Source organism: Actinomadura formosensis (assembly GCF_050948385.1).
GTDB lineage: Bacteria > Actinomycetota > Actinomycetes > Streptosporangiales > Streptosporangiaceae > Spirillospora > Spirillospora formosensis.
Window position 1 is genome coordinate 3,506,401 of record NZ_CP192011.1, and the last position, 19,313, is coordinate 3,525,713.

Sequence of the window (19,313 nt, forward strand, 5' to 3'; positions counted from 1 at the left end):
CCGTCCTGTTTGGGATTTGTCGGCGTGTCGGCGGGGCCGCCACGCACGCGGCCGGACGGGCGTTTGTGACCTCATAGGAGCTTGGTCCAGAAGCCCCGTCACTGTCTTGTCCACCCGCCCGACCGGCGCGCGGCTGCGGCCCGGGGCGGACCTGTCGGATCCCCTGGCGGCGACCCGGGCGGCGCTGCGCCGCCTGGCCCGCCGGTACCAGGCGATGGACGCCGAGATCACCGACCTGGACGCCTAGATCGGCCCGCTGGTCCAGCAGGCCGCTCCCGTGCTGCTGGAGCTGTTCGGCGTCGGCGCCCGGACCGCCGGGCAGCTGCTGGCCTCGGCCGGCGACAACCCCGAACGGATGTGCTCAGAGGCGGCGTTCGCACACCTCGCCGGGGTCGCACCGATCCCGGCGTCCTCGGGCCGCACCCGCCGCCACCGCCTCGACCGCGCCGCCAACAACGCCCTGCACACCATCGTGCTGGTCCGCATGCGCCACGACCCGCGCACCCGCGCCTACGTCCAACGCCGCACCACCCAAGGGCTGTCGAAGAAGGAGATCATCCGCTGCCTAAAACGCTTCGTCGCCCGCGAGGTCCACCGCGCTCTGACCGGCACACCAACCGAACAAACCACTCAAAACGATCTCGCTCCTGCAGCTTGACATCTATAGGAGTCAGCCGTTCGCCTGCGGCGACGCCCCGCGGGCGTGAAAATTCGGTGCGGGGCTGCCCGCCGACGCCGCTTGATGTTTGGGTCGTGAGCCCGCATAGGAGTCTGGTGAGGGAGCCGTCCGAGGGGCCGCACACTGTCGCCTTGAGCACGCCGTTCAGCTTCTCCGTTTCCCCTCAGGCCCCCCGGGCGGCCCCGCCCGCACGATCGGCAAAGGGGAGGAAGACCATGCAGGAAACCGGAGAGGATCACGACGACGGAACGGTAGCCCGGGTCGCGGCGATCGATATCGCCAAGGCATCGGGCATGGTCTGTCTGCGAGTCCCGCACGACACCATCGAGGGCCGGCGGGTCCAGCAGGTCTGGAATGTCTCCTCGACCACGAACTCGATCCTGGAACTGGGTGACCGGCTGGTCTGCCAGGGCGTCCAACGCGTGGTGATGGAGGCGACGGGCAGCTACTGGCGGCCCTTCTTCTACCTTCTGGAGAACCGGGGGCTGGAGTGCTGGCTGGTCAACGCGCGTGATGTCAAGAACGTCCCCGGGCGGCCCAAGACCGACAAGCTGGACGCGGTCTGGCTGGCCAAACTCGCCGAACGCGGCATGGTGCGGGCCTCGTTCGTGCCCCCGAAACCGGTCCGTCAACTGCGGGACCTCACCCGCACCCGCACCGTCTTCGTCCAGGAACGCACCCGTCACAAGCACCGGGTGGACAAGGCCCTCCAAGACGCGCAGATCAAGTTGTCCGATGTCGTCTCGGACCTCTTCGGTGTTTCGGGCCGGTCCATGCTGGACGCACTGGTCGCCGGCGAACGCAACCCCCGGACTCTGGCGGACCTGGCCAAGGGCAGCCTGGTCAAAAAGACACAGCCCCTCACCGAGGCCCTCACCGGACAGTTCGAGGACCATCACGCCCACCTGCTGCGGATCCTGCTGGGCACCGTCGACCACCTCACCGCACAACTCGGCGAACTCGATCGGCTGATCACCCAGACCCTGGGAGAGATCACCGGCCCGCACGATGACGCCCCGGCCGCTATCACGTCCGGAACCGACACCACCCCTGGCCACACCGCAGCCGACGTGGCCGAACGCCTAGACAACATCCCAGGCGTCGGAGCGACCACCGCCCACATCATCCTCGCGGAGATCGGCCTGGACATGAGCCGCTTCCCCACTCCCGAGCACCTGGTCTCGTGGGCGAAGCTATGCCCCAGAACCATTCAGTCCGGAGCCAAGAACACCGCCGGTCCCGCCGGACAAGGAAACCCCTGGCTCAAAGGAGCCCTCGGCGAAGCCGCCACCGCCGCCGCACGCACCGACACCTTCCTCGGCGCCCGCTACCGGCGCATCGTCAAACGCCGCGGCCACGCCAAGGCCATCGTCGCCGTCGCCCGCTCCATCCTCGTCATCACCTGGCACCTGATCAACGACCCCGACACCCACTACCAAGAACTCGGCCCCGACTGGCACCAACGCCATCTCAACCCCACCCGCAAAACCCGCGACCTCGTCCGCCAACTCCAAGCCCTCGGCCACCAGGTCACCCTCGAACCAGCAGCCTGACCGCAGTTGAGCAACCGTTCCGCTCCCGCAGAACGGACGCTGACGCCTGCCCGGCTGGGGTTCCATTTTCCGTTCAGCATCCACCGGCCGCTGAGCCGCCGCTCGTGCGGCACCGCACCCACTGACCGCGTAGCGCGTTCCTTCCCGGGCACCATCACGCCATCGCGTTCACGCGGCGGGGTGCGATGGGCGACGCTTGGTGCCGGTATTGCCGTCACGTAACCCGCCGCCCTGTCTCACCGGGCGTACTTACGTCCGTGGCGGTTATGTCTTGCGTCACACCTTCCTGGAGGAGGAGAGATGACGCGATGGCCGAAGCTCCCCGAACTCGCCCGGGAGATGACGGCGGAGTTCGCCGGCACGCTGATCCTGATCCTGTTCGGCGTCGGCGTGGTCGCGCAGGTCATCGCGGGCGGGCCCGCCCTCGGCGACCACGACAGCATCGCCTGGGCGTGGGGGGTGGGCGTGACGCTGGGCGTGTACGTCGCCGCCAGGATCAGCGGTGGGCACATCAATCCCGCGGTGACGCTGGCTCTCGCCGTCTTCAAGGGATTCCCATGGCGCAAGGTGCTCCCGTTCTGGTTCGCGCAGACGCTCGGGGCCTTCGTCGCCGCGCTGATCGTCCGGTGGGACTACACCGAGATCCTGCACAAGTTCGATCCGGGCCTGACCATCAAGTCGCAGTTCGTGTTCTCCACGCTGCCCGGCAACGGCTCGCTGCCGGTCGGCACCTGGGGCGCGTTCCGCGACCAGGTCATCGGCACCGCCATCCTGCTCTTCCTCGTCCTCGCCCTCACCGACGTGCGCAACGCGCCGCCGCTGGCGAACCTGGCCCCGCTCATCATCGGGCTGGTCGTGGTGGGGATCGGGATGGCGTTCGGCAGCGACGCCGGGTACGCGATCAACCCGGCCCGCGACTTCGGGCCCCGGCTCGCCCAGTACCTCACCGGATACGAGAGCGCGTGGCGGGACCAGTACGGGAATTTCTACTTCTGGGTGCCCATCGCCGGGCCGCTGATCGGCGGCCCGCTCGGGGCCGGCCTCTACATCCTGCTCATCGGGCGGAACATCCCCGAAGAGGAGGAGGGCACCGGTATGACTGAGCCGAGGCCGGAATACGACGTTTCCTGACGGGGCCCGGCCCCGCCGGCAGAAAGGGAGAGCCATGGCCGACTTCGTCGGAGCGCTCGATCAGGGCACGACCAGCACCCGCTTCATGGTCTTCGACCACGGCGGCAACGAGGTCGTGCGCCACCAGCTGGAGCACGAGCAGATCCTGCCGCAGAGCGGCCGGGTCGAGCACAATCCGACCGAGATCTGGGAACGGACCCGCGCCGTCATCCAGTCCGCTTTGAACAAGGCGAACCTGAGCCATGGCGACCTGGCCGCGTTCGGGATCACCAACCAGCGGGAGACGACCGTGGTGTGGAACCGGCGCACGGGGCGCCCGTACTACAACGCGATCGTCTGGCAGGACACCCGCACCGACCGCATCGCGTCCGCGCTCGAACGCGACGGCAGGGGCGAGACGATCCGGTACCGCGCCGGCCTGCCGCCCGCCACGTACTTCTCCGGCGGCAAGGTCCAGTGGATTCTGGAGAACGTCGACGGCGTCCGGGAGGCGGCCGAGAACGGCGAGGCGATCTTCGGGAACATCGACACGTGGGTGCTGTGGAACCTCACCGGCGGGACGGACGGCGGCGTCCACGTCACCGACCCCACCAACGCCAGCCGCACCATGCTGATGAACCTGGAGACCCTCGACTGGGACGAGGAACTCCTGTCGTTCTTCGGCATCCCGCGCCCGATGCTGCCCGAGATCAGGCCGTCCTCGGCGCCCGAGCCGTACGGGACGACCCGCGCGGACGGCCCGCTCGGCGGCGAGGTGCCGCTGACCGGCATCCTCGGCGACCAGCAGGCCGCGACGGTCGGGCAGGTGTGCTTCGCACCCGGCGAGGCCAAGAACACCTACGGCACCGGCAACTTCCTCCTGCTCAACACCGGGGAGGAACTCGTCCGGTCCAAGGCGGGGATGCTCACGACCGTCTGCTACAAGTTCGGTGACCAGCCGGCCGTGTACGCGCTGGAGGGGTCGATCGCGGTGACCGGGTCGGCGGTGCAGTGGCTGCGCGACCAGCTCGGCATCATCTCCGGCGCCGCGCAAAGCGAGGCACTGGCCCGGCAGGTCGACGACAACGGCGGGGTCTACTTCGTGCCCGCCTTCTCCGGCCTGTTCGCCCCCTACTGGCGCTCGGACGCCCGCGGCGCCATCGTCGGCCTGTCCCGCTACAACACCAACGCCCACCTGGCCCGCGCCACCCTGGAAGCGATCTGCTACCAGTCCCGCGACGTGGTCGAGGCCATGCGCGAAGACTCCGGCGTCACCCTGGACGTACTCAAAGTCGACGGCGGCGTCACCGCCAACGAACTGTGCATGCAACTACAGGCCGACATCCTGGGCGTCCCGGTCTCCCGCCCCGTGGTGGCCGAGACCACCGCCCTGGGCGCCGCCTACGCCGCCGGCCTGGCCGTCGGCTTCTGGAACACCACCGACGAACTACGCCAGAACTGGAACGAAGACAAACGCTGGCACCCCACCTGGACCGACGAACAACGCAGAACCGGCTACACCGGCTGGAAAAAGGCCGTCGAACGCACGTATGGCTGGGTGGAGGTCGACTGAGGGTGCGCCTGCCGGGGGCGGGGGCGTCCTCTCGTCCCCGGCGGAGGCCGTGCGCTCACCCCTCCGCCAGCAGGCCCACGCGGAGCCGGTCGAGGGTGGCGCGGAGCAGCCGCGAGACGTGCATCTGCGACAGCCCGATCTGCTCGGCGATCTGCGTCTGCGTCTTGTTGCCGAAGAACCGCAGCAGCAGGATCGTCCGCTCGCGCTCGGGCAGGCCGTCGATCAGCGGGCCCAGCGAGTGCCCGTCGATGAAGGCGTCCAGCGCCGGGTCGTCCGACCCGAGATACTCGCCGACCGTGCCGCTCTCGCCGCTCGCCGACCCGTCCGCCGGCGCCTCCAGGGACAGCGGGCGGTAGGCGTCGCAGGCGATGATGACCTCGACCGTCTCGTCCTCGGTGATGTCCATGAGGGAGGAGATCTCCGCGGTCGTGGGGGAGCGGCCGTGCCCGCGGGTGAACTCCTGGACGGTGCGCTGCAGGATCGGCCGGAGCTCCTGGATGCGGCGCGACACCCGGATTCCCCACGTCTTGTCGCGGAAGTGCCGCTTCACCTCGCCGGTCACCACCGGGTAGGCGTAGGTGACGAACCGGTCGCCGACCTCGGGGTCGAACCGGTTGATGGCCTTCACCAGCCCCAGGTAGGCGACCTGCTGGAGATCGTCCAGGGGTTCGCCGCGGTGGGCGTACCGGCGCGCGACGCCACGGACCAGCGGGGCGTGGATGTCGACGATGCGCGCCCGCAGCCGTTCCCGGCGGGGATCGTCCTCCGCCAGCCGGTTCATCTCCGCCAGCAGGACCTCGGTCTGGCCGTCGTCGAACCGGGTGGTCTGCGCCGATGTCATACGAAGCATCTCCTTTGCAGACGAGTGCAGACGAGGGCTGGAGGGCGATTGTTCGGTCCCGTTTCTTTACCCGTCAATCAAGGGGTCACACGGCGCGGCCGGGGACCGGGCGGGTAGACGCATGTCAGGCGGGTAACGGGGCGGTGAACCAGGAGGTGGAGCCGTGAGCACGATCACCGAATCGGTCAACGTCACCGTCCCTATCCGCGCCGCCTACGACCAGTGGACGCAGTTCGAGACGTTCCCGGAGTTCATGGACGGCGTCCAGGAGATCCGCCAGCTCGATGACACGACCCTGCACTGGACGACGCGGATCGCCGGCGTCACCCGCGAGTTCGACGCGCGCATCACCGAGCAGCTCCCCGACGAGCGCGTCGCCTGGAAGTCCCTGAACGGCCCCACCCACGCCGGCGTGGTGACCTTCCACCGGCTGGACGAGACCACGACCCGCGTCACCGCGCAGATGGAGATCGACCCGGAGGGCCTCGCCGAGAAGGCGGGCGACCGGGGCGGCGCGCTGACCCGCCGCGTGAAGGGCGACCTGCAGCGTTTCAAGACCTTCATCGAGTCGCGTGGCGTGCAGACCGGAGGCTGGCGCGGCAGGGTCGACCGTCCCGAACCCTGACCCCGCTACACTCGGAAAGGCCCCGGCGGACGGGGACGCGGCGGTGGGGCCCGCCGTGCCCGATACGGGGTGAAACCGCGGACGACGTCCGCCAACGGTCCCTACCGGTGAACGCTGTCGCTACTGGTAGGAGTACGCCCATGGCCCGCCCTCCCGTGGACCCCGATGTCGATCTGCACGTCCCGCGGCAGCGCGCCGAGCTGCGGCAGGCGCCCTGGGAGACGCTGGGGGCGATCGCGGCGGGCGGGGCGCTCGGCGCCCTCGCGCGGTACGCGGTGAGCGGCGCGTTCCCGTACCGGCCGGGGGAGTTCCCGTGGGCCGTCTTCTGGATCAACGTCTCCGGCTGCCTGCTGATCGGCGTGCTGATGGTGCTGATCACCGAGGTGGGGGGCGCGCACCGGCTGGTGCGGCCGTTCCTCGGCACCGGGGTGCTCGGCGGCTTCACCACGTTCTCGGCCTACAGCGTCGACATCCAGCGGGCCGCGGCGCACGGCGCGCCTCGGGTGGGGCTGGCGTACCTCGTGCTGACGCCGGCCGCCGCGCTCGCCGCCGTCCTGGCCGGGGTGCGGCTGACCAGGTCGCTGGTCCGCCCGCGGACGGTGGAGGACGGCGAGTGACCGTCCTGCTGGTCGCGCTGGGTGCGGCGTTCGGTGCTCCGCTGCGCTACCTGGCCGACCGGGCGGTGCAGGCCGCGCACGATTCGGTGTTCCCCTGGGGGACTTTCACCGTCAACGTCGCGGGCTCATTCCTGCTGGGCCTTCTGGCGGCGCTGCCCGTGAACGGTGATGTGATGGCCTTCGCCGGGACGGGGTTCTGCGGCGCCCTCAGTACCTACTCCACGTTCGGCTACGAGACGTTCCGGCTGGCCGAGGACGGGGCCCGCTCCTCCGCGCTGCTCAACGCCGCCGCGAGCGTCGCCGCGGGCTTGGGGGCCGCCTACTGCGGCATGGTCGTCGCCGAGGCACTGCCCGCGATGTGAAGTCCCGGGGAGAAATGTGGTGCGGCCCAGGCTCGAAGGTCGGGGCACTTGGCTCCGAGCCGGCGAGTGGGCCGCGAGGTGACTGTGCCCATGAGCCCGTGTCCGTAAACCAGAAGGTGTCTGAAGTGTCACGCGAAGGGCAGGGCACCGTGCCACTCCGGCTTCGGACCGGCCGGCCTGGACCCCGACCACGCCGATCCCGCGTCCTACCCGCACCTGGTGTTCGCCTGCGGGCCGCTGCACGGCCCGCCGCCCGTGGAGGCGCCCCGGCACGTTAAGAACTGGACATAACGGGCAGTTCCTGCATCTCGGATATGCAGGAAGGAGCGTCCGTCATGCGGCACGAAGAGTTCATCGGACAGGTCCAGAACCGGGCCCGCCTCTCCGGCATGGGCGAGGCCGAGCGGGCGACCCGCGCGGTCCTGGAGACGCTCGGCGAGCGGATCCCCGAGGGGCTCGCCGACAACCTCGCGGCGCAACTGCCACATGAGATCGGCGAGCATCTGCGGCGCACCGAGGTCTACGGCGGCCGGGGCTCGGGGGAGCGGTTCGGCCGGCACGACTTCCTGGAGCGGGTGGCGGCCCGGTCCGGCGCCGACGAGCCGCGCTCGGCGTACCTGGCGCGCGTCGTGCTGGAGGTGACCGACGAGGCCACCCAGGGCGCCGTCGCGCAGAAGGTGCGCGACAGCCTCCCCGCCGACCTGCGGGACCTGGTGGGGGCCGGGCACACCGGCTGACCCGTCCGGCCGGGACAGGGCTCGCGCCCGTACGCGGCGACGGGCCGGCACCGGCGCGCCACCTCGTGCTCGCCGGGGCCCCAGGCGGGCACGTCGGCGGGCGCCGTGAGCGTGATCGTGGCGCCGGGCACCGCGCGCCGCAGCCCGCGCAGCACCAGGACGCGGCGGGCCGTTACGGCCACGACGGGTCCCGCGACGGGCAGACGACCAGTTCCCGCACCTCGCAGCCGGCGGGCTGGGAGAGCGCGAACGCGATGGCCGCCGCCACGTTCCCGGGCGGGTTCAGTTCGGCGTCCGGGCCCGGCCTGTACCGGTCGGCGCGGTCGTCGAAGAACGCGGTGTCCATCCCGCCGGGCACGATCATCGTGACGGCGACCCTCCCGGCCGTCTCGGCGGCGAGCGCCCGGGTGAACCCGACGACCCCGAACTTGGACGCGCAGTACGCGGTGGCGTCGCCCAGCGCGCGGAACCCGAGCGTGGACGCCACGGTGACGACCCGCCCCTGCGGCTCGTTCTCCAGATAGGGGAGCGCGGCGCGGACGACGGCGGCGGTGCCGAGCAGGTTGACCTGGACGACCCGCTCCCAGTCCTCGGCGGGAACCTCGCACAGCGTTCCGCACGCGTCGATGCCGGCGGCGGTGACGACGGCGTTCAGCCCGCCCGCGGCGCGCGCCAGGCCGTGCACGGCGAGTTCGGTGCGCCGCCGGTCGGCCAGGTCGGCCTGCATGTACTCGACGTCGTCCTTCGGCGGGTGCCGGTCGAGGACGAGAGGACGCCCGCCGTCGTCTGCGATCCTGCGCGCGACCGCCGCGCCGAGCCCGGAGGCGCCGCCGGTGATGAGGACGTTCATGACGCGTTTCCCTTCGTGGTCGACAACAGGCGCGTGGTGAGCGCCCTTCCAGCGGGGGAAGCAGCACGATCTCGCCGTCGTGGGCGCGGACCGTCTCCGCCTCGGGCAGCGCCGTCCCGGTGTAGGCCGTGCGCATGCCGCATCAGGACTCTCATGAGGTGGGGACCTCCTCGACCGATGCCACGATCTCTACCGCCGCGGCGACCTCGTCGGCGGTGACGGACGACAGGCAGGGGTGCCCGTCGACGGGGCAATCGCGGGCGCGGCTGTCCTTGCAGGGCGCCCGCTGGTCGCCGAGCAGCGCCAGCGGGACGCCGAACGGGGCCCACCGGGCGGCCGGCACGGTCGGCGCGAACAGCGACACGACGGGGGTGCCCACGGCCGCAGCCAGATGCGCGGGGCCGGTGTTGCCGGCGACGACGGCGCACGCGCCCGCCAGCACGGACGCCAGCTCCGGCAGCGTGGTGCGCCCGCCGAGGTCGAGACCGGCCTCCCCGGCGACGAGCGCGGTCAGTTCCTTCTCGTCCCCGTGGCCGGTGACGGCGACGCGGTGCCCGGCCGCGTCCAGCAGCCGGACCGCCTCGGCGCAGCGCCCCGGCGGCCAGGCGCGCGCGGGGACCGACGTCCCGGGATGCACCACCACGTACCCGGGCCCGCCGGTCAGGTGGCCGGTGTCGGGCAGCGGCCCCCGGACCCGCAGCCGGGTGTCGGCCGGGGACGGGAACCCGGCGTCCTCCGCCAGCGCCAGCATCCGCAGCGGCTCGGGGAGGTCGGTGTCAGGCCGGTGCCGCAGGTCGAGCAGCGACCCGGAGTAGTCCTCGCTGATGCCGCCGATCCACGGGGTCCCGGCGAGGCGGAGCAGCAGCGCCAGCGGCAGCGGCGACTGATGGAACGAGGTCAAGATCAGCGCCCGGTCGAACCCGCGCAGGTCGCGGACGAGCCGGTCGACCGCGGCCCGCTCGACGGGCACGTGGTCGGGGTCGATCCAGGGGGCGCGCCACTCCAGCACGCGGTCGACACCGGGCAGCAGGTCGGCCGCGGCGCGGCCGCGCGGCCCGCACAGCAGCACGACCTCCTCGGCGCGCCGGGCGACCGCCCGCACGGCGGGCCCGGCGAGCAGCACCTCGCCGATGTTGTCCTGGCGTGCGACGAGAACCCTCATCGGCGCCGCCCTCCGCCGAGGAGGAGATCGACGGCGTCCAGCGGCGGCGCCGTCCCCACCGCCGCGACGGCCCCGCCGCCCGCGACCAGCGCGGCGGCCGGGTCATGGAAGATCGCATTGATTCCGAGCACGCGCATGTGAGCCCCGTTCCGGCGCGGCATTCGGTGAGATGCCGATGGCTCCGTCGTAGACACCGGCTCTCGGCGGTCTCGCGCGAGTGAATCCCCTATGGGTAATTCGGCATTGCCGATAATCATGGACCTAAACGCTGAAGCCAGTAAGGTCGCCGACCGGGCGAAGTGCCAGGCAGTACGGGTACATGGAGGGCAGAGGCCGGGGACGCGCGGGCTCGTGCGCCGCACCGCCGTCATGACCCGGGGCGGGCGGTAGTCCCTCTGGCCGCCGCCGGGCGGGGCTCGCCTGCGTGCCGGAACCCGCCGTCCACCACCACCCGTCGCGGGAGGTCCGCAACCGGCTGCTGACCGCCTGGCCGCGCCGCCCGCTCCCGGCGGCCGCCCGCGCCCGTCCCGCCCACAGCCGAGGCGGCCCGGGCGCGGCCGGCGGGGCACTTGCGCGGTCAGGCCCGCGCCGGGGTCCGGCCGCGGGCCAGGAACAGGGCGCACGCGGCGCCGGCCAGGGTCGCGGCGGCGAGCGCCCAGCCGGTGCCGTACTCGGCGTGCCGGGTCGAGCCGCCGGACTCGGCGGCGGTCAGGAACAGCGTGCCGATGGTCGCGATGCCGATCACCTGTGCGAGCTGCATCAGCGTGAGCAGCAGGCCGCTGGCGTCGGCGGCGTCCCCGAGGGGGACGTGCCGCAGCGCGACCGTCATGATGATCGGCATCACGCCGAGGCCGGCCCCGATGACCACGGTGAGCGCCTCGTAGGCCGGGCCGCCGCCGGCGAGCGGGCCGATGCACAGGTAGCCGGCCGCCGCGAGCGCGAAACCCGCCGGGATCACCCAGCGTTGCCAGCGGTCGGGCAGCCGCTGCCAGTTCAGCCCGACCAGCGCGAACGCCATCACGCACGGCACGAACGCGAGGCCCGACCGCAGCGGCGACATCCCCAGATCGCCCTGCAGGTGCAGGGTGGTGGTGAACAGGAACGCGCCCCAGCTGCACGGCCCGAACACGATCGCCACGCAGGCCGGGACGAGCAGCGGCGCGCGCAGTACCCGCGCCGAGATCAGCGGGCGCCCGCCGGCGGCGCCGGCGCGGCGCTCCACGGCGACGAAGGCCGCCATGAACACCGCGCTCGCGGCCAGCGCCCCCCAGCCCCACAGCGGCCACCCCAGCTCGTGGCCCATGATCAGCGGGACGACGAACAGCAGCACCGCCGGCGCCAGCGTCAGCACGCCCCGCGCGTCCAGCCGGCCGCGGAGGTTCCCCGCGCCGGACGCGACCTCGTCCCGGGGCAGCACGCGCGGGCCGGCGAGCAGCAGGGCCACGCCGATCGGCACGTTGACGAGGAAGACCGTCCGCCAACCGGTGCCGAACAGGTCCGCGCTGACCAGCAGGCCCCCGGCCGCCTGCCCGACGACGACGCCGCCCGCGACCACGGCGGAGTAGAGGCCGAGCGCCCGCGCCCGGGCCTCGCCGGTGAAGTCCCGCTGGATCATCGACATCACCTGCGGCGTCAGCAGCGCCGCCGCCGTGCCCTGCAGGAACCGGAACAGCACCAGCGTGCCGGTGGACGGCGCCAGCCCGCACGCCAGCGATGTCACCACGAAGCCGGCGAGGCCGAGATGGAACATGCGGCGGTGGCCGGAGAGGGCGCCGAGCCGCGCGCCGGTAATGAGGAGAACGGCGTAGGAGATGATGTAGCCGGCCACGACGAGCTGCAGCCCCGCCCCCGAGGCGTGCAGGTCCGCGCGCATCGTCGGCAGCGCGACGTTGACGATGCTCACGTCGAGGATGGCCATGAACTGGCCGAGCAGGATGACGGCGAGCGCGAGGCCGCCGGACCCGTTCCGCGACCCCCGTTCGGGAACAGTCCCACGCAGATCGGTTGTCTGTGTCATGGGGTCAAGCGTGCAGCGACACCGGTACCCGTAACGAGAGCCTGCTGATACTGGTACTGACAGCACCTGGAACACATCGCCGACCGGAGGCAGGCTGGGGACGTGACGACGACCAGTGCGGAGAACACCGCCACCGGCGGACCGCTCGCGCGCCCGCGGACCGGGCCGCGCCGCCGCACCGAACTGGCGGCGTTCCTGCGCAGCAGGCGCGAGCGGATCACGCCCGAGGACGTGGGGATGGCGCCCGGGCCGCGGCGCCGCACGCCCGGCCTGCGCCGCGAGGAGGTCGCGCAGCTCGCCGGGGTCGGTGTCACCTGGTACACGTGGCTGGAGCAGGGGCGCCCGATCAACGCGAGCACGCAGGTGCTGGACGCGGTGGCCCGCACGCTCAGGCTGGACGGCGCCGAACGCCAGCACCTGTACCGGCTCGCCGACGTCCCCGACGGCACGGCCGGCGAGGAGGCCGGAAGCCTGCCCGAGGACGTCCGGGCGGTCCTGGACGCGCTCGTGCCGATGCCCGCCTCGGTGGTCAACGGCCGCTCCGACATCCTCGCCTGGAACGCCGCCTTCGCGGCGATCTTCCCGCACGTCATGACCGCGCGCCCGTGCGAGCGGAACTCGATGTGGATGGCGTTCACGCTGCCGCCGTGCTGCAACCCGATCGCGAACCTCGCGGAGACGGGGCCCCTGCTCGTCGCGACGTTCCGGCACCGCTACAGCCGCCACCTGGACGAGCCGGGCTGGAAGGAGATCGTCCAGCGGCTGCAGGCGGTCAGCCCGGAGTTCGCGCGGCTGTGGGCGTCGCACGACGTCGCGCTGCCGCAGTCGGGCACCAAGGTGTTCCGGCACCATGCAGCCGGGGAGATCCGGACCCGGACCATGAGCTTCGACATCTCCGCCTCGCCGGGCGCGCGGCTCATCACCTGCACCCCCACCGACGAGGAGAGCCGCGAGCGGGTCGCCTGGCTGCTCGCCCATCCGGAGGCCGCCGCCACCGACCACCGCCACTGACGGCCGAGCCCCCCGGGGCGCTCAGGAGCGGGCGCGCCTGGCGATGACGACCAGGTCGATCGCGGCGATGACGGCGACGGCCGCGCAGATGGCCGCCGCCGCCAAGGCCCCGTCGCCCCGCACGCCGACCGCGAACACGATCGCGGCGGCCGCCGCCGCGACCAGCGCGATCCCGGACAGGATCGCCCGCAGCCGCAGCGGGCTGCGGGCGTTCAGCGGCTCGCTGCCGCGCGGCTGCTCGTGCGGGTAGGGCCCGTGCGAGCCCGGCCCGTGCCACCCGGGCCCGTACGGCTCGGAACCGCGCCGCCCGGTGTCCCGCCTGTCAGGCCGGTGCCCGTCGGGCTCGTGCCGGTCGGGTCCGCGCCCGTCGGGTCCGCGCCGGTCGGGGGTGCCCATCACGTCACCTCGCGCGCCGGTGACCGCGCCGGCGGCATCGGCGTGTGCTCGCCGGACGCGGCGTTCCGCGGCGTCATCTCGTCCATGTGCTGCTCGTGCCCGGCCGTGCCGCGTCGATGCGCGGATGATCAGTCCGTGCTGGAGTCCGCCCAGATGTTGATGCCCGCCTCCACGGCGTCCCGGTCGATCGCGGCCAGCTCGTCCGCGGTGAAGCCGAGCCGGTCGAGGGCCGCGATGTTCTCCTCCAGCTGCGCGACGCTGCTCGCGCCGATCAGCGCGGAGGTGACCCGGCGGTCCCGCAGCGACCAGGCCAGCGCGAGCTGGGCGAGCGACTGGCCCCGCTCCTTGGCGATCTCGTTGAGGGCCCGGACGTGCCGCAGGTTCTGCTCGGTGAGCAGGCTGGAGGAGAACGACGTGTCCCTGCCGGCCCGCGACCCTTCCGGAATCCCGCCGAGGTACTTGCCGGTGAGCATGCCCTGCGCGAGCGGCGAGAACGCGATGCAGCCGGCGCCCTCCCGGCCGAGCGTGTCGAGGAGCCCGTTTTCGATCCAGCGGTTGAGCATCGAGTAGGACGGCTGGTGGATCAGCAGCGGCGTCCCCATCTCCCGCAGGATCGCGGCCGCCTCCGCGGTGCGCTCCGGGGAGTACGACGAGATCCCCGCGTACAGGGCCTTCCCGGACCGGACGGCCCGGTCCAGCGCGCCCATCGTCTCCTCCAGCGGCGTCTCCGGGTCGAAACGGTGGCTGTAGAAGATGTCGACGTACTCGACGCCCATCCGGCGCAGCGACTGGTCGAGGCTGGCCAGCAGGTACTTCCGGGAGCCCCAGTTCCCGTACGGGCCGGCCCACATGTCATATCCGGCCTTGGTGGAGATGATGATCTCGTCCCGGTACGGCGCGAGGTCCTCCCGCAGGATCCGGCCGAAGTTGATCTCCGCGGACCCGTACGGCGGCCCGTAGTTGTTCGCCAGGTCGAAGTGCGTGACGCCGAGGTCGAACGCGCGCCGCAGGATGGCCCGCTGGACGTCCAGCGGACGGTCGTCCCCGAAGTTGTGCCACAGCCCCAGCGAGATCGCGGGGAGCAGCAGCCCGCTGCGCCCGCACCGCCGGTAGGGAATCCGCTCGTACCGTTCACTGTCCGCCGCATAAGTCATGTTCAGGAGTATTTCAGGACATGCTGGGGACCTCGCCGACCCGGCCGTCATGTCCGCGGGGCGTGAGCGAGGCCCGAAGATGGCAGGAGGACTCACGAGACAGGGACGAGGAGCTTCCGATGGTCGTGCTGCGCAGTTATGTGTCGGGTTCATGGCGTGCTCCGGAGGACGAGGGGGCGCCGCTGCATGACGCCGTCACGGGGGAGGAGATCGCCCGGATCTCCTCGGCGGGGATCGACCTGGGCGCCGCCCTGCGCTACGGGCGGGCGGTCGGCGGCCCGGTGCTGCGGGAACTGACGTTCCACCAGCGTGCGGCGCTGCTGAAGGCGCTCGCCTCCCACCTCAGAGAGCATCGCGAGGAGCTGTACGCGCTGTCGGCCCGGACGGGCGCGACGCTGAACGATGCGAAGTTCGACGTGGACGGCGGCATCGGGGTGCTGTTCGGCTATGCGGGCAAGGGGAAGCGGGAGCTGCCGAACGACCGGGTGCTGATCGAGGGGGACGTCGAGCCGCTCGGCAAGGGCGGGACGTTCGTCGGGCAGCACCTGTGCACGCCGTCGCGCGGTGTCGCGGTGCAGATCAACGCGTTCAACTTCCCGGTGTGGGGCCCGCTGGAGAAGCTCGCGCCCGCGTTCCTCGCCGGGGTGCCGAGCCTGATCAAGCCGGCGAGCCAGACCGCGTACCTGACCGCGCGGCTGGTCGAGCTGATCGTCGAGTCCGGGATCGTGCCGGAGGGGACGGTGCAGATGGTGTGCGGGGAACCCCGCGACCTGCTCGACCACCTCACCGAGCAGGACATCGTCGGGTTCACCGGGTCGGCGTCCACGGCCCGGCTGCTGCGCACCCACCCGGTGGTCGCCGGCAACGCGGTGCGGTTCAACGCCGAGGCCGACTCGCTGAACTGCTCGATCCTCGGGCCGGACGCCGCGCCGGGCACGCGGGAGTTCGACCTCTACGTCAGCCAGCTCGTCACGGAGATGACCGTGAAGGCGGGCCAGAAATGCACCGCGATCCGGCGCGCGCTCGTCCCCGCGGCGCTCATCGACGACGTCGCCGAGGCCGTCCGCGGCCGGCTGGCGGAGGTCACGGTCGGGAACCCGTCCGACCCGGACGTCCGGATGGGCGCCCTCGCCACCCTCGACCAGCGTGCGGAGGTGCGGCGCTCCCTCAAGGCGCTCAGGGACGCCGGCCGTGTCGTCTTCGGCGACCCCGAGCACGTCGAGGTCATCGGCGCCGACGCCGAGCGCGGCGCCTTCATGTCCCCGATCCTGCTGCGCGCCGACGACGCGAACCGCGCCGAGCCGCACGAGGTCGAGGCGTTCGGGCCGGTCAGCACGCTGCTCCCGTACGAGGGCGCCGAGCAGGCCGTCGAGCTCGCCGTGCGCGGACGCGGCAGCCTCGCCGGGTCGGTCGTGACCGGCGACACCGGCTTCGCCCGGCACATCGTCCTCGGCACCGCGCCCTGGCACGGGCGCCTCCTCGTGCTGAACTCCGAGGACGCCGGGGAGTCGACCGGGCACGGGTCGCCGCTGCCGTCGCTCGTCCACGGAGGTCCCGGACGCGCCGGCGGCGGTGAGGAGATGGGCGGAATCCGCGGGGTCGTGCACCACATGCGCCGCACGGCCGTCCAGTCCGGGCCCGCGACGCTCACCTCGATCACCGGACGCTGGGTCCCCGGCACCGACCGCACCGTCACTCGCGAGCACCCGTTCCGCAAGTACCTGGAGGACCTGCGCGTCGGCGACACCGCCGTCGGCGGCCCCCGCACGGTCACCCTCGACGACATCGAGCACTTCGCGGGGTTCACCGGCGACACCTTCTACGCCCACATGGACGAGGAGTCGGCGAGGGCGAACCCGTTCTTCGGCGGCCGCGTCGCCCACGGCTACCTGGTCGTCTCGTTCGCGGCGGGGTTGTTCGTCGAGCCGTCCCCGGGGCCCGTCCTGGCGAACTACGGGCTGGAGAGGCTGCGGTTCCTCACGCCGGTCAAGCCGGGCGACGAGCTGACCGTCACCCTCACCGCCAAGCAGATCACGCCCCGTGAGGACGCGGACTACGGTGAGGTCCGCTGGGACACCGACGTCACGAACCAGGAGGGGGCCTCGGTCGCCAAGTACGACGTGCTGACGCTGGTGGCCAAACGGCCGAGGCACGACTGACCCTTTGCGAGAATCTCCCCATGGCCGATGTCCTGCTGCTTTCCGCGGCCGACGTGCGCGCGGTGTTCGACCTTCCGGCGGCGATCGCCTCGCAGCGCGCCGCGTTCGGCGCGCTCGGCCGCGGGGAGGCACGGCTCGCGCCCCGGGTGCTGCTGGACGGCCCGGACGGCGACGTCGCGTTCTGCTACGTCTCCCGGCTGCCCGGCACCGGTGCCGTCTCCAAGTTCGGCAGCGTCAATCCCGGCAACGCGGCGCGCGGGCTGCCGACCGTGGCCGCGCTCGTGACCGTCCAGGACCCGGTCGACGGGCGGCCCGTCGCGATCATCGAAGGCGAGGCCGTCACGACGCTGCGCACGTCGGCGGCGAGCGCGGTCGCCGCCGACCATCTGGCGGTGCCGGACGCGTCCCGGCTCGCGGTGATCGGGTGCGGCGTGCAGGGGCGCGCCCACGTCCGGGCGATGGCGGCGGTGCGTCCCATCGGCCGGGTGCGCCTGGTGTGCCGCCACCCGGACACGTGCACCGCCGCCGGGCTCTCGGACGAGCTGGGGATTCCGGTCGAGCACGCGGCGTCCGTCCGGCGGGCCGTCGAGGACGCGCAGCTCGTCGTCACCGCCACCACCAGCACCGAACCGGTCGTCCTCGGCGCGTGGCCGCCCCCCGGCTGCACGGTCCTGAGCGTCGGCTCCTTCGCCCCGGACCGGACGGAGGTGGACGGCGGCGTCCTCGCCCGCGCCGCCGCCGTCGTCGTGGACGACGTGCCGACGGCGCTCGATCATGCCGGGCCGGTCGTGGCCGCCGTCCGCGCCGGGCGCCTGAGCCCCGGCGACGTGCGCCCCCTCGGACCCATCGTCGCGGGCCTGGCCCCCGGCCGGGACGGCGCCGGCGACATCGTCTTCTACAACAGCGTCGGCGTCGGCGTGCAGGACACGGCGGCGGCCTCCGTCATCGTCGAACGCGCCCGCGCGGCCGGCGTCGGCCGGCACGTGGACCTGTGACGCGGATCAGCCGACCCACACCGCCTTGGTGTTGCAGAACGCGCGCAGGCCGTCCGCCGACAGCTCGCGCCCGTACCCGGACCGCTTCACCCCGCCGAACGGCAGCTCCGGATACGACGTGGTCTTCCCGTTGACGAAGACCTGGCCGGCGTCCAGTTCCCGGACGAAGCGCTCCCGCTCGATGTCGTCCCGCGTCCAGGCGTTGGAGCCGAGGCCGAAGCCCGTCGCGTTCGCGAGCTCGACCGCCTCGCAGACCCCGCGGACGCGGAACAGCGACGCGACCGGCCCGAACACCTCCTCGTGGTACATCCGCATCTCGGGTGTCACCCCGCCGAGCACGGTCGGCGGGTAGAACCAGCCCGGCCCGTCCGGGCGCCGCCCGCCGCACAGCACCGTCGCGCCCTTCGCCACCGCGTCGGCGACCAGCTCCTCGACCTCGGCGCGTCCCCGCTCGCTGACCAGGGGGCCGACGTCGGTGGCGTCGTCCATCGGGTCCCCGACCCGCTGCACGCGCATGTGCCCGACGAACAGCCGCTCGAACTCGTCGGCGCAGCCGATGTCGACGATGAACCGCTTCGCCGAGATGCAGCTCTGCCCGTTGTTGAGGCACCGCGACTCCGCCGCCGTCCGCGCCGCCGCCCCGATGTCGGCGGACGGCATCACCACGAACGGGTCGCTGCCGCCGAGCTCCAGCACGGTCGGCTTGATCTCGTCGCCGGCGATCGACGCGACGGACCGCCCGGCGGGCTCGCTGCCGGTCAGCGTCGCGGCCTTCACCCGCGGGTCGCGCAGCACCCGCTCGACCTCGGCCGAGCCGATCAGCAGCGTCTGGAACGCGCCTTCGGGGAACCCGGCGCGGCGGAACAGGTCCTCCAGGAACAGCGCCGTCTGCGGGACGTTCGAGGAGTGCTTCAGCAGCCCCACGTTGCCCGCCATCAGCCCCGGCGCCGCGAACCGGATCACCTGCCAGAGCGGGAAGTTCCACGGCATCACCGCCAGCACCGGGCCGAGCGGCTGATAGCGGACATAGGCGTTGGACGCCCCCACGTCGGCCGGGTCGGCGGGCCGCCGGTCGGCCAGGAACCCCGCCGCGTGCTCGGCGTAGAACCGGCAGGCCGTGGCGCACTTGCGCGCCTCCGCGACGGCGGCCTTCAGCGTCTTGCCCATCTCCGTCGTCAGCATCGCGCCGATCCGCTCGGCCTCCCGGTCGAGGATGCCGGCCGCCGCGTTCATCCACTCCGCCCTCCGCTCCACCCGCGTCGTCCGGTAGGAGGCGAACGTCTCGGCCGCCCGCGCGATGCGCCGGTCGATCTCCTCGCCGGTCAGCGCGTCGAAGGTCTTCTCGACCCGCCCCGTCGTGGGATTGGTCGTGGCGATCGGTGTCATGTCGGGATACTCCCTGGATGTCCGGCCTGTTGCCCGGGAGGTTCCCGCGCGCCCCCGCAGGAAACGCCGCTCGGGGCCGGGCGGCC

General features: G+C 72.4%; 20 protein-coding genes. 12 read left to right on the forward strand and 8 right to left on the reverse strand.

All coding sequences use genetic code 11. The features are described from left to right. Positions 1-106: 106 nt before the first annotated feature. The 5 genes from ACQP1N_RS16490 (at position 107) to glpK (ending at position 4,915) form a co-directional block, all read left to right on the forward strand. Entirely contained in the window at positions 107-247 is a 141-nt protein-coding gene (locus tag ACQP1N_RS16490) for a hypothetical protein (protein ID WP_433232340.1), read from the forward strand. Between the two features lie 30 nt (positions 248-277). Then, positions 278-658, forward strand: coding sequence for an IS110 family transposase (locus ACQP1N_RS16495; protein WP_433232343.1), 381 nt, complete (start codon positions 278-280; stop codon positions 656-658). A gap of 236 nt (positions 659-894) precedes the next feature. Beyond that, complete coding sequence (locus ACQP1N_RS16500; RefSeq protein ID WP_067808169.1) at positions 895-2,232, forward strand: IS110 family transposase; 1,338 nt, start codon at positions 895-897, stop codon at positions 2,230-2,232. A gap of 300 nt (positions 2,233-2,532) precedes the next feature. Beyond that, positions 2,533-3,363, forward strand: coding sequence for an MIP/aquaporin family protein (locus ACQP1N_RS16505; RefSeq protein ID WP_067807222.1), 831 nt, complete (start codon positions 2,533-2,535; stop codon positions 3,361-3,363). Positions 3,364-3,397: 34 nt separating this feature from the next. Continuing rightward, the gene (glpK, locus tag ACQP1N_RS16510) at positions 3,398-4,915 is read left to right on the forward strand and encodes a glycerol kinase GlpK (protein ID WP_433232345.1); all 1,518 of its coding nucleotides are present in this window, start codon (positions 3,398-3,400) and stop codon (positions 4,913-4,915) included. 55 nt (positions 4,916-4,970) lie between these two features. Here the strand turns inward: glpK and ACQP1N_RS16515 are convergent, their stop codons facing one another. Next, positions 4,971-5,756 carry a SigB/SigF/SigG family RNA polymerase sigma factor gene (locus ACQP1N_RS16515; RefSeq protein WP_067807217.1) on the reverse strand — a complete coding sequence of 262 codons (786 nt, stop codon included), beginning with the start codon at positions 5,754-5,756 and terminating at the stop codon, positions 4,971-4,973. A 163-nt stretch (positions 5,757-5,919) separates the two neighbouring features. Here ACQP1N_RS16515 and ACQP1N_RS16520 point away from each other — a divergent pair, with 163 nt between their 5' ends. The 4 genes from ACQP1N_RS16520 to ACQP1N_RS16535 all read left to right on the forward strand — a co-directional run bounded on the left by ACQP1N_RS16520 (position 5,920) and on the right by ACQP1N_RS16535 (position 8,097). Beyond that, a complete protein-coding gene (locus tag ACQP1N_RS16520) occupies positions 5,920-6,381 on the forward strand; it encodes an SRPBCC family protein (protein WP_067807213.1) in 462 nt (153 codons plus the stop codon). A gap of 140 nt (positions 6,382-6,521) precedes the next feature. Next, complete coding sequence (locus ACQP1N_RS16525; RefSeq protein WP_433232348.1) at positions 6,522-6,998, forward strand: fluoride efflux transporter FluC; 477 nt, start codon at positions 6,522-6,524, stop codon at positions 6,996-6,998. Next, positions 6,995-7,360 (forward strand): fluoride efflux transporter CrcB, encoded by a 366-nt coding sequence (crcB, locus tag ACQP1N_RS16530; RefSeq protein WP_433232350.1) that lies wholly within the window; start codon positions 6,995-6,997, stop codon positions 7,358-7,360. Before ACQP1N_RS16525 ends, crcB begins: the two co-directional genes overlap by 4 nt. A 335-nt stretch (positions 7,361-7,695) precedes the next feature. Continuing rightward, complete coding sequence (locus ACQP1N_RS16535; protein ID WP_067807207.1) at positions 7,696-8,097, forward strand: DUF2267 domain-containing protein; 402 nt, start codon at positions 7,696-7,698, stop codon at positions 8,095-8,097. A gap of 172 nt (positions 8,098-8,269) precedes the next feature. Here the strand turns inward: ACQP1N_RS16535 and ACQP1N_RS16540 are convergent, their stop codons facing one another. The 4 genes from ACQP1N_RS16540 to ACQP1N_RS16555 all read right to left on the reverse strand — a co-directional run bounded on the left by ACQP1N_RS16540 (position 8,270) and on the right by ACQP1N_RS16555 (position 12,126). After that, positions 8,270-8,947: an SDR family oxidoreductase gene (locus ACQP1N_RS16540; RefSeq protein WP_433232354.1), complete on the reverse strand. Its 678-nt coding sequence runs from the start codon at positions 8,945-8,947 to the stop codon at positions 8,270-8,272. A 151-nt stretch (positions 8,948-9,098) separates the two neighbouring features. After that, entirely contained in the window at positions 9,099-10,109 is a 1,011-nt protein-coding gene (locus ACQP1N_RS16545; protein WP_067807200.1) for a glycosyltransferase family 9 protein, read from the reverse strand. Continuing rightward, the gene (locus ACQP1N_RS16550; protein WP_157419356.1) at positions 10,106-10,246 is read right to left on the reverse strand and encodes a hypothetical protein; all 141 of its coding nucleotides are present in this window, start codon (positions 10,244-10,246) and stop codon (positions 10,106-10,108) included. The genes ACQP1N_RS16545 and ACQP1N_RS16550 overlap by 4 nt, the downstream gene beginning before the upstream one ends. 440 nt (positions 10,247-10,686) lie before the next feature. Next, positions 10,687-12,126 carry an MFS transporter gene (locus tag ACQP1N_RS16555; protein ID WP_433232356.1) on the reverse strand — a complete coding sequence of 480 codons (1,440 nt, stop codon included), beginning with the start codon at positions 12,124-12,126 and terminating at the stop codon, positions 10,687-10,689. 102 nt (positions 12,127-12,228) lie between these two features. On the opposite strand from ACQP1N_RS16555, the gene ACQP1N_RS16560 reads away from it, so the two are divergent. Continuing rightward, the gene (locus ACQP1N_RS16560; protein ID WP_433232359.1) at positions 12,229-13,137 is read left to right on the forward strand and encodes a helix-turn-helix transcriptional regulator; all 909 of its coding nucleotides are present in this window, start codon (positions 12,229-12,231) and stop codon (positions 13,135-13,137) included. A gap of 21 nt (positions 13,138-13,158) precedes the next feature. Here ACQP1N_RS16560 and ACQP1N_RS16565 read toward each other — a convergent pair whose 3' ends face one another. Next, on the reverse strand, positions 13,159-13,533 hold the full coding sequence (locus ACQP1N_RS16565) for a DUF6343 family protein (protein WP_067803793.1): 375 nt from the start codon (positions 13,531-13,533) through the stop codon (positions 13,159-13,161). Between the two features lie 128 nt (positions 13,534-13,661). Continuing rightward, positions 13,662-14,687, reverse strand: a complete 1,026-nt coding sequence (gene mgrA, locus ACQP1N_RS16570; protein ID WP_433232361.1) for an L-glyceraldehyde 3-phosphate reductase — start codon at positions 14,685-14,687, stop codon at positions 13,662-13,664. A 119-nt stretch (positions 14,688-14,806) separates the two neighbouring features. Here mgrA and paaZ point away from each other — a divergent pair, with 119 nt between their 5' ends. After that, positions 14,807-16,846 (forward strand): phenylacetic acid degradation bifunctional protein PaaZ, encoded by a 2,040-nt coding sequence (paaZ, locus tag ACQP1N_RS16575; protein ID WP_433232364.1) that lies wholly within the window; start codon positions 14,807-14,809, stop codon positions 16,844-16,846. Positions 16,847-16,866: 20 nt separating this feature from the next. After that, the gene (locus ACQP1N_RS16580) at positions 16,867-17,841 is read left to right on the forward strand and encodes an ornithine cyclodeaminase family protein (RefSeq protein ID WP_084263289.1); all 975 of its coding nucleotides are present in this window, start codon (positions 16,867-16,869) and stop codon (positions 17,839-17,841) included. Between the two features lie 6 nt (positions 17,842-17,847). On the opposite strand, the gene ACQP1N_RS16585 is transcribed toward ACQP1N_RS16580, so the two are convergent. Then, positions 17,848-19,227: an NADP-dependent succinic semialdehyde dehydrogenase gene (locus ACQP1N_RS16585; RefSeq protein WP_433232368.1), complete on the reverse strand. Its 1,380-nt coding sequence runs from the start codon at positions 19,225-19,227 to the stop codon at positions 17,848-17,850. Between the last annotated feature and the right edge of the window lie 86 nt (positions 19,228-19,313).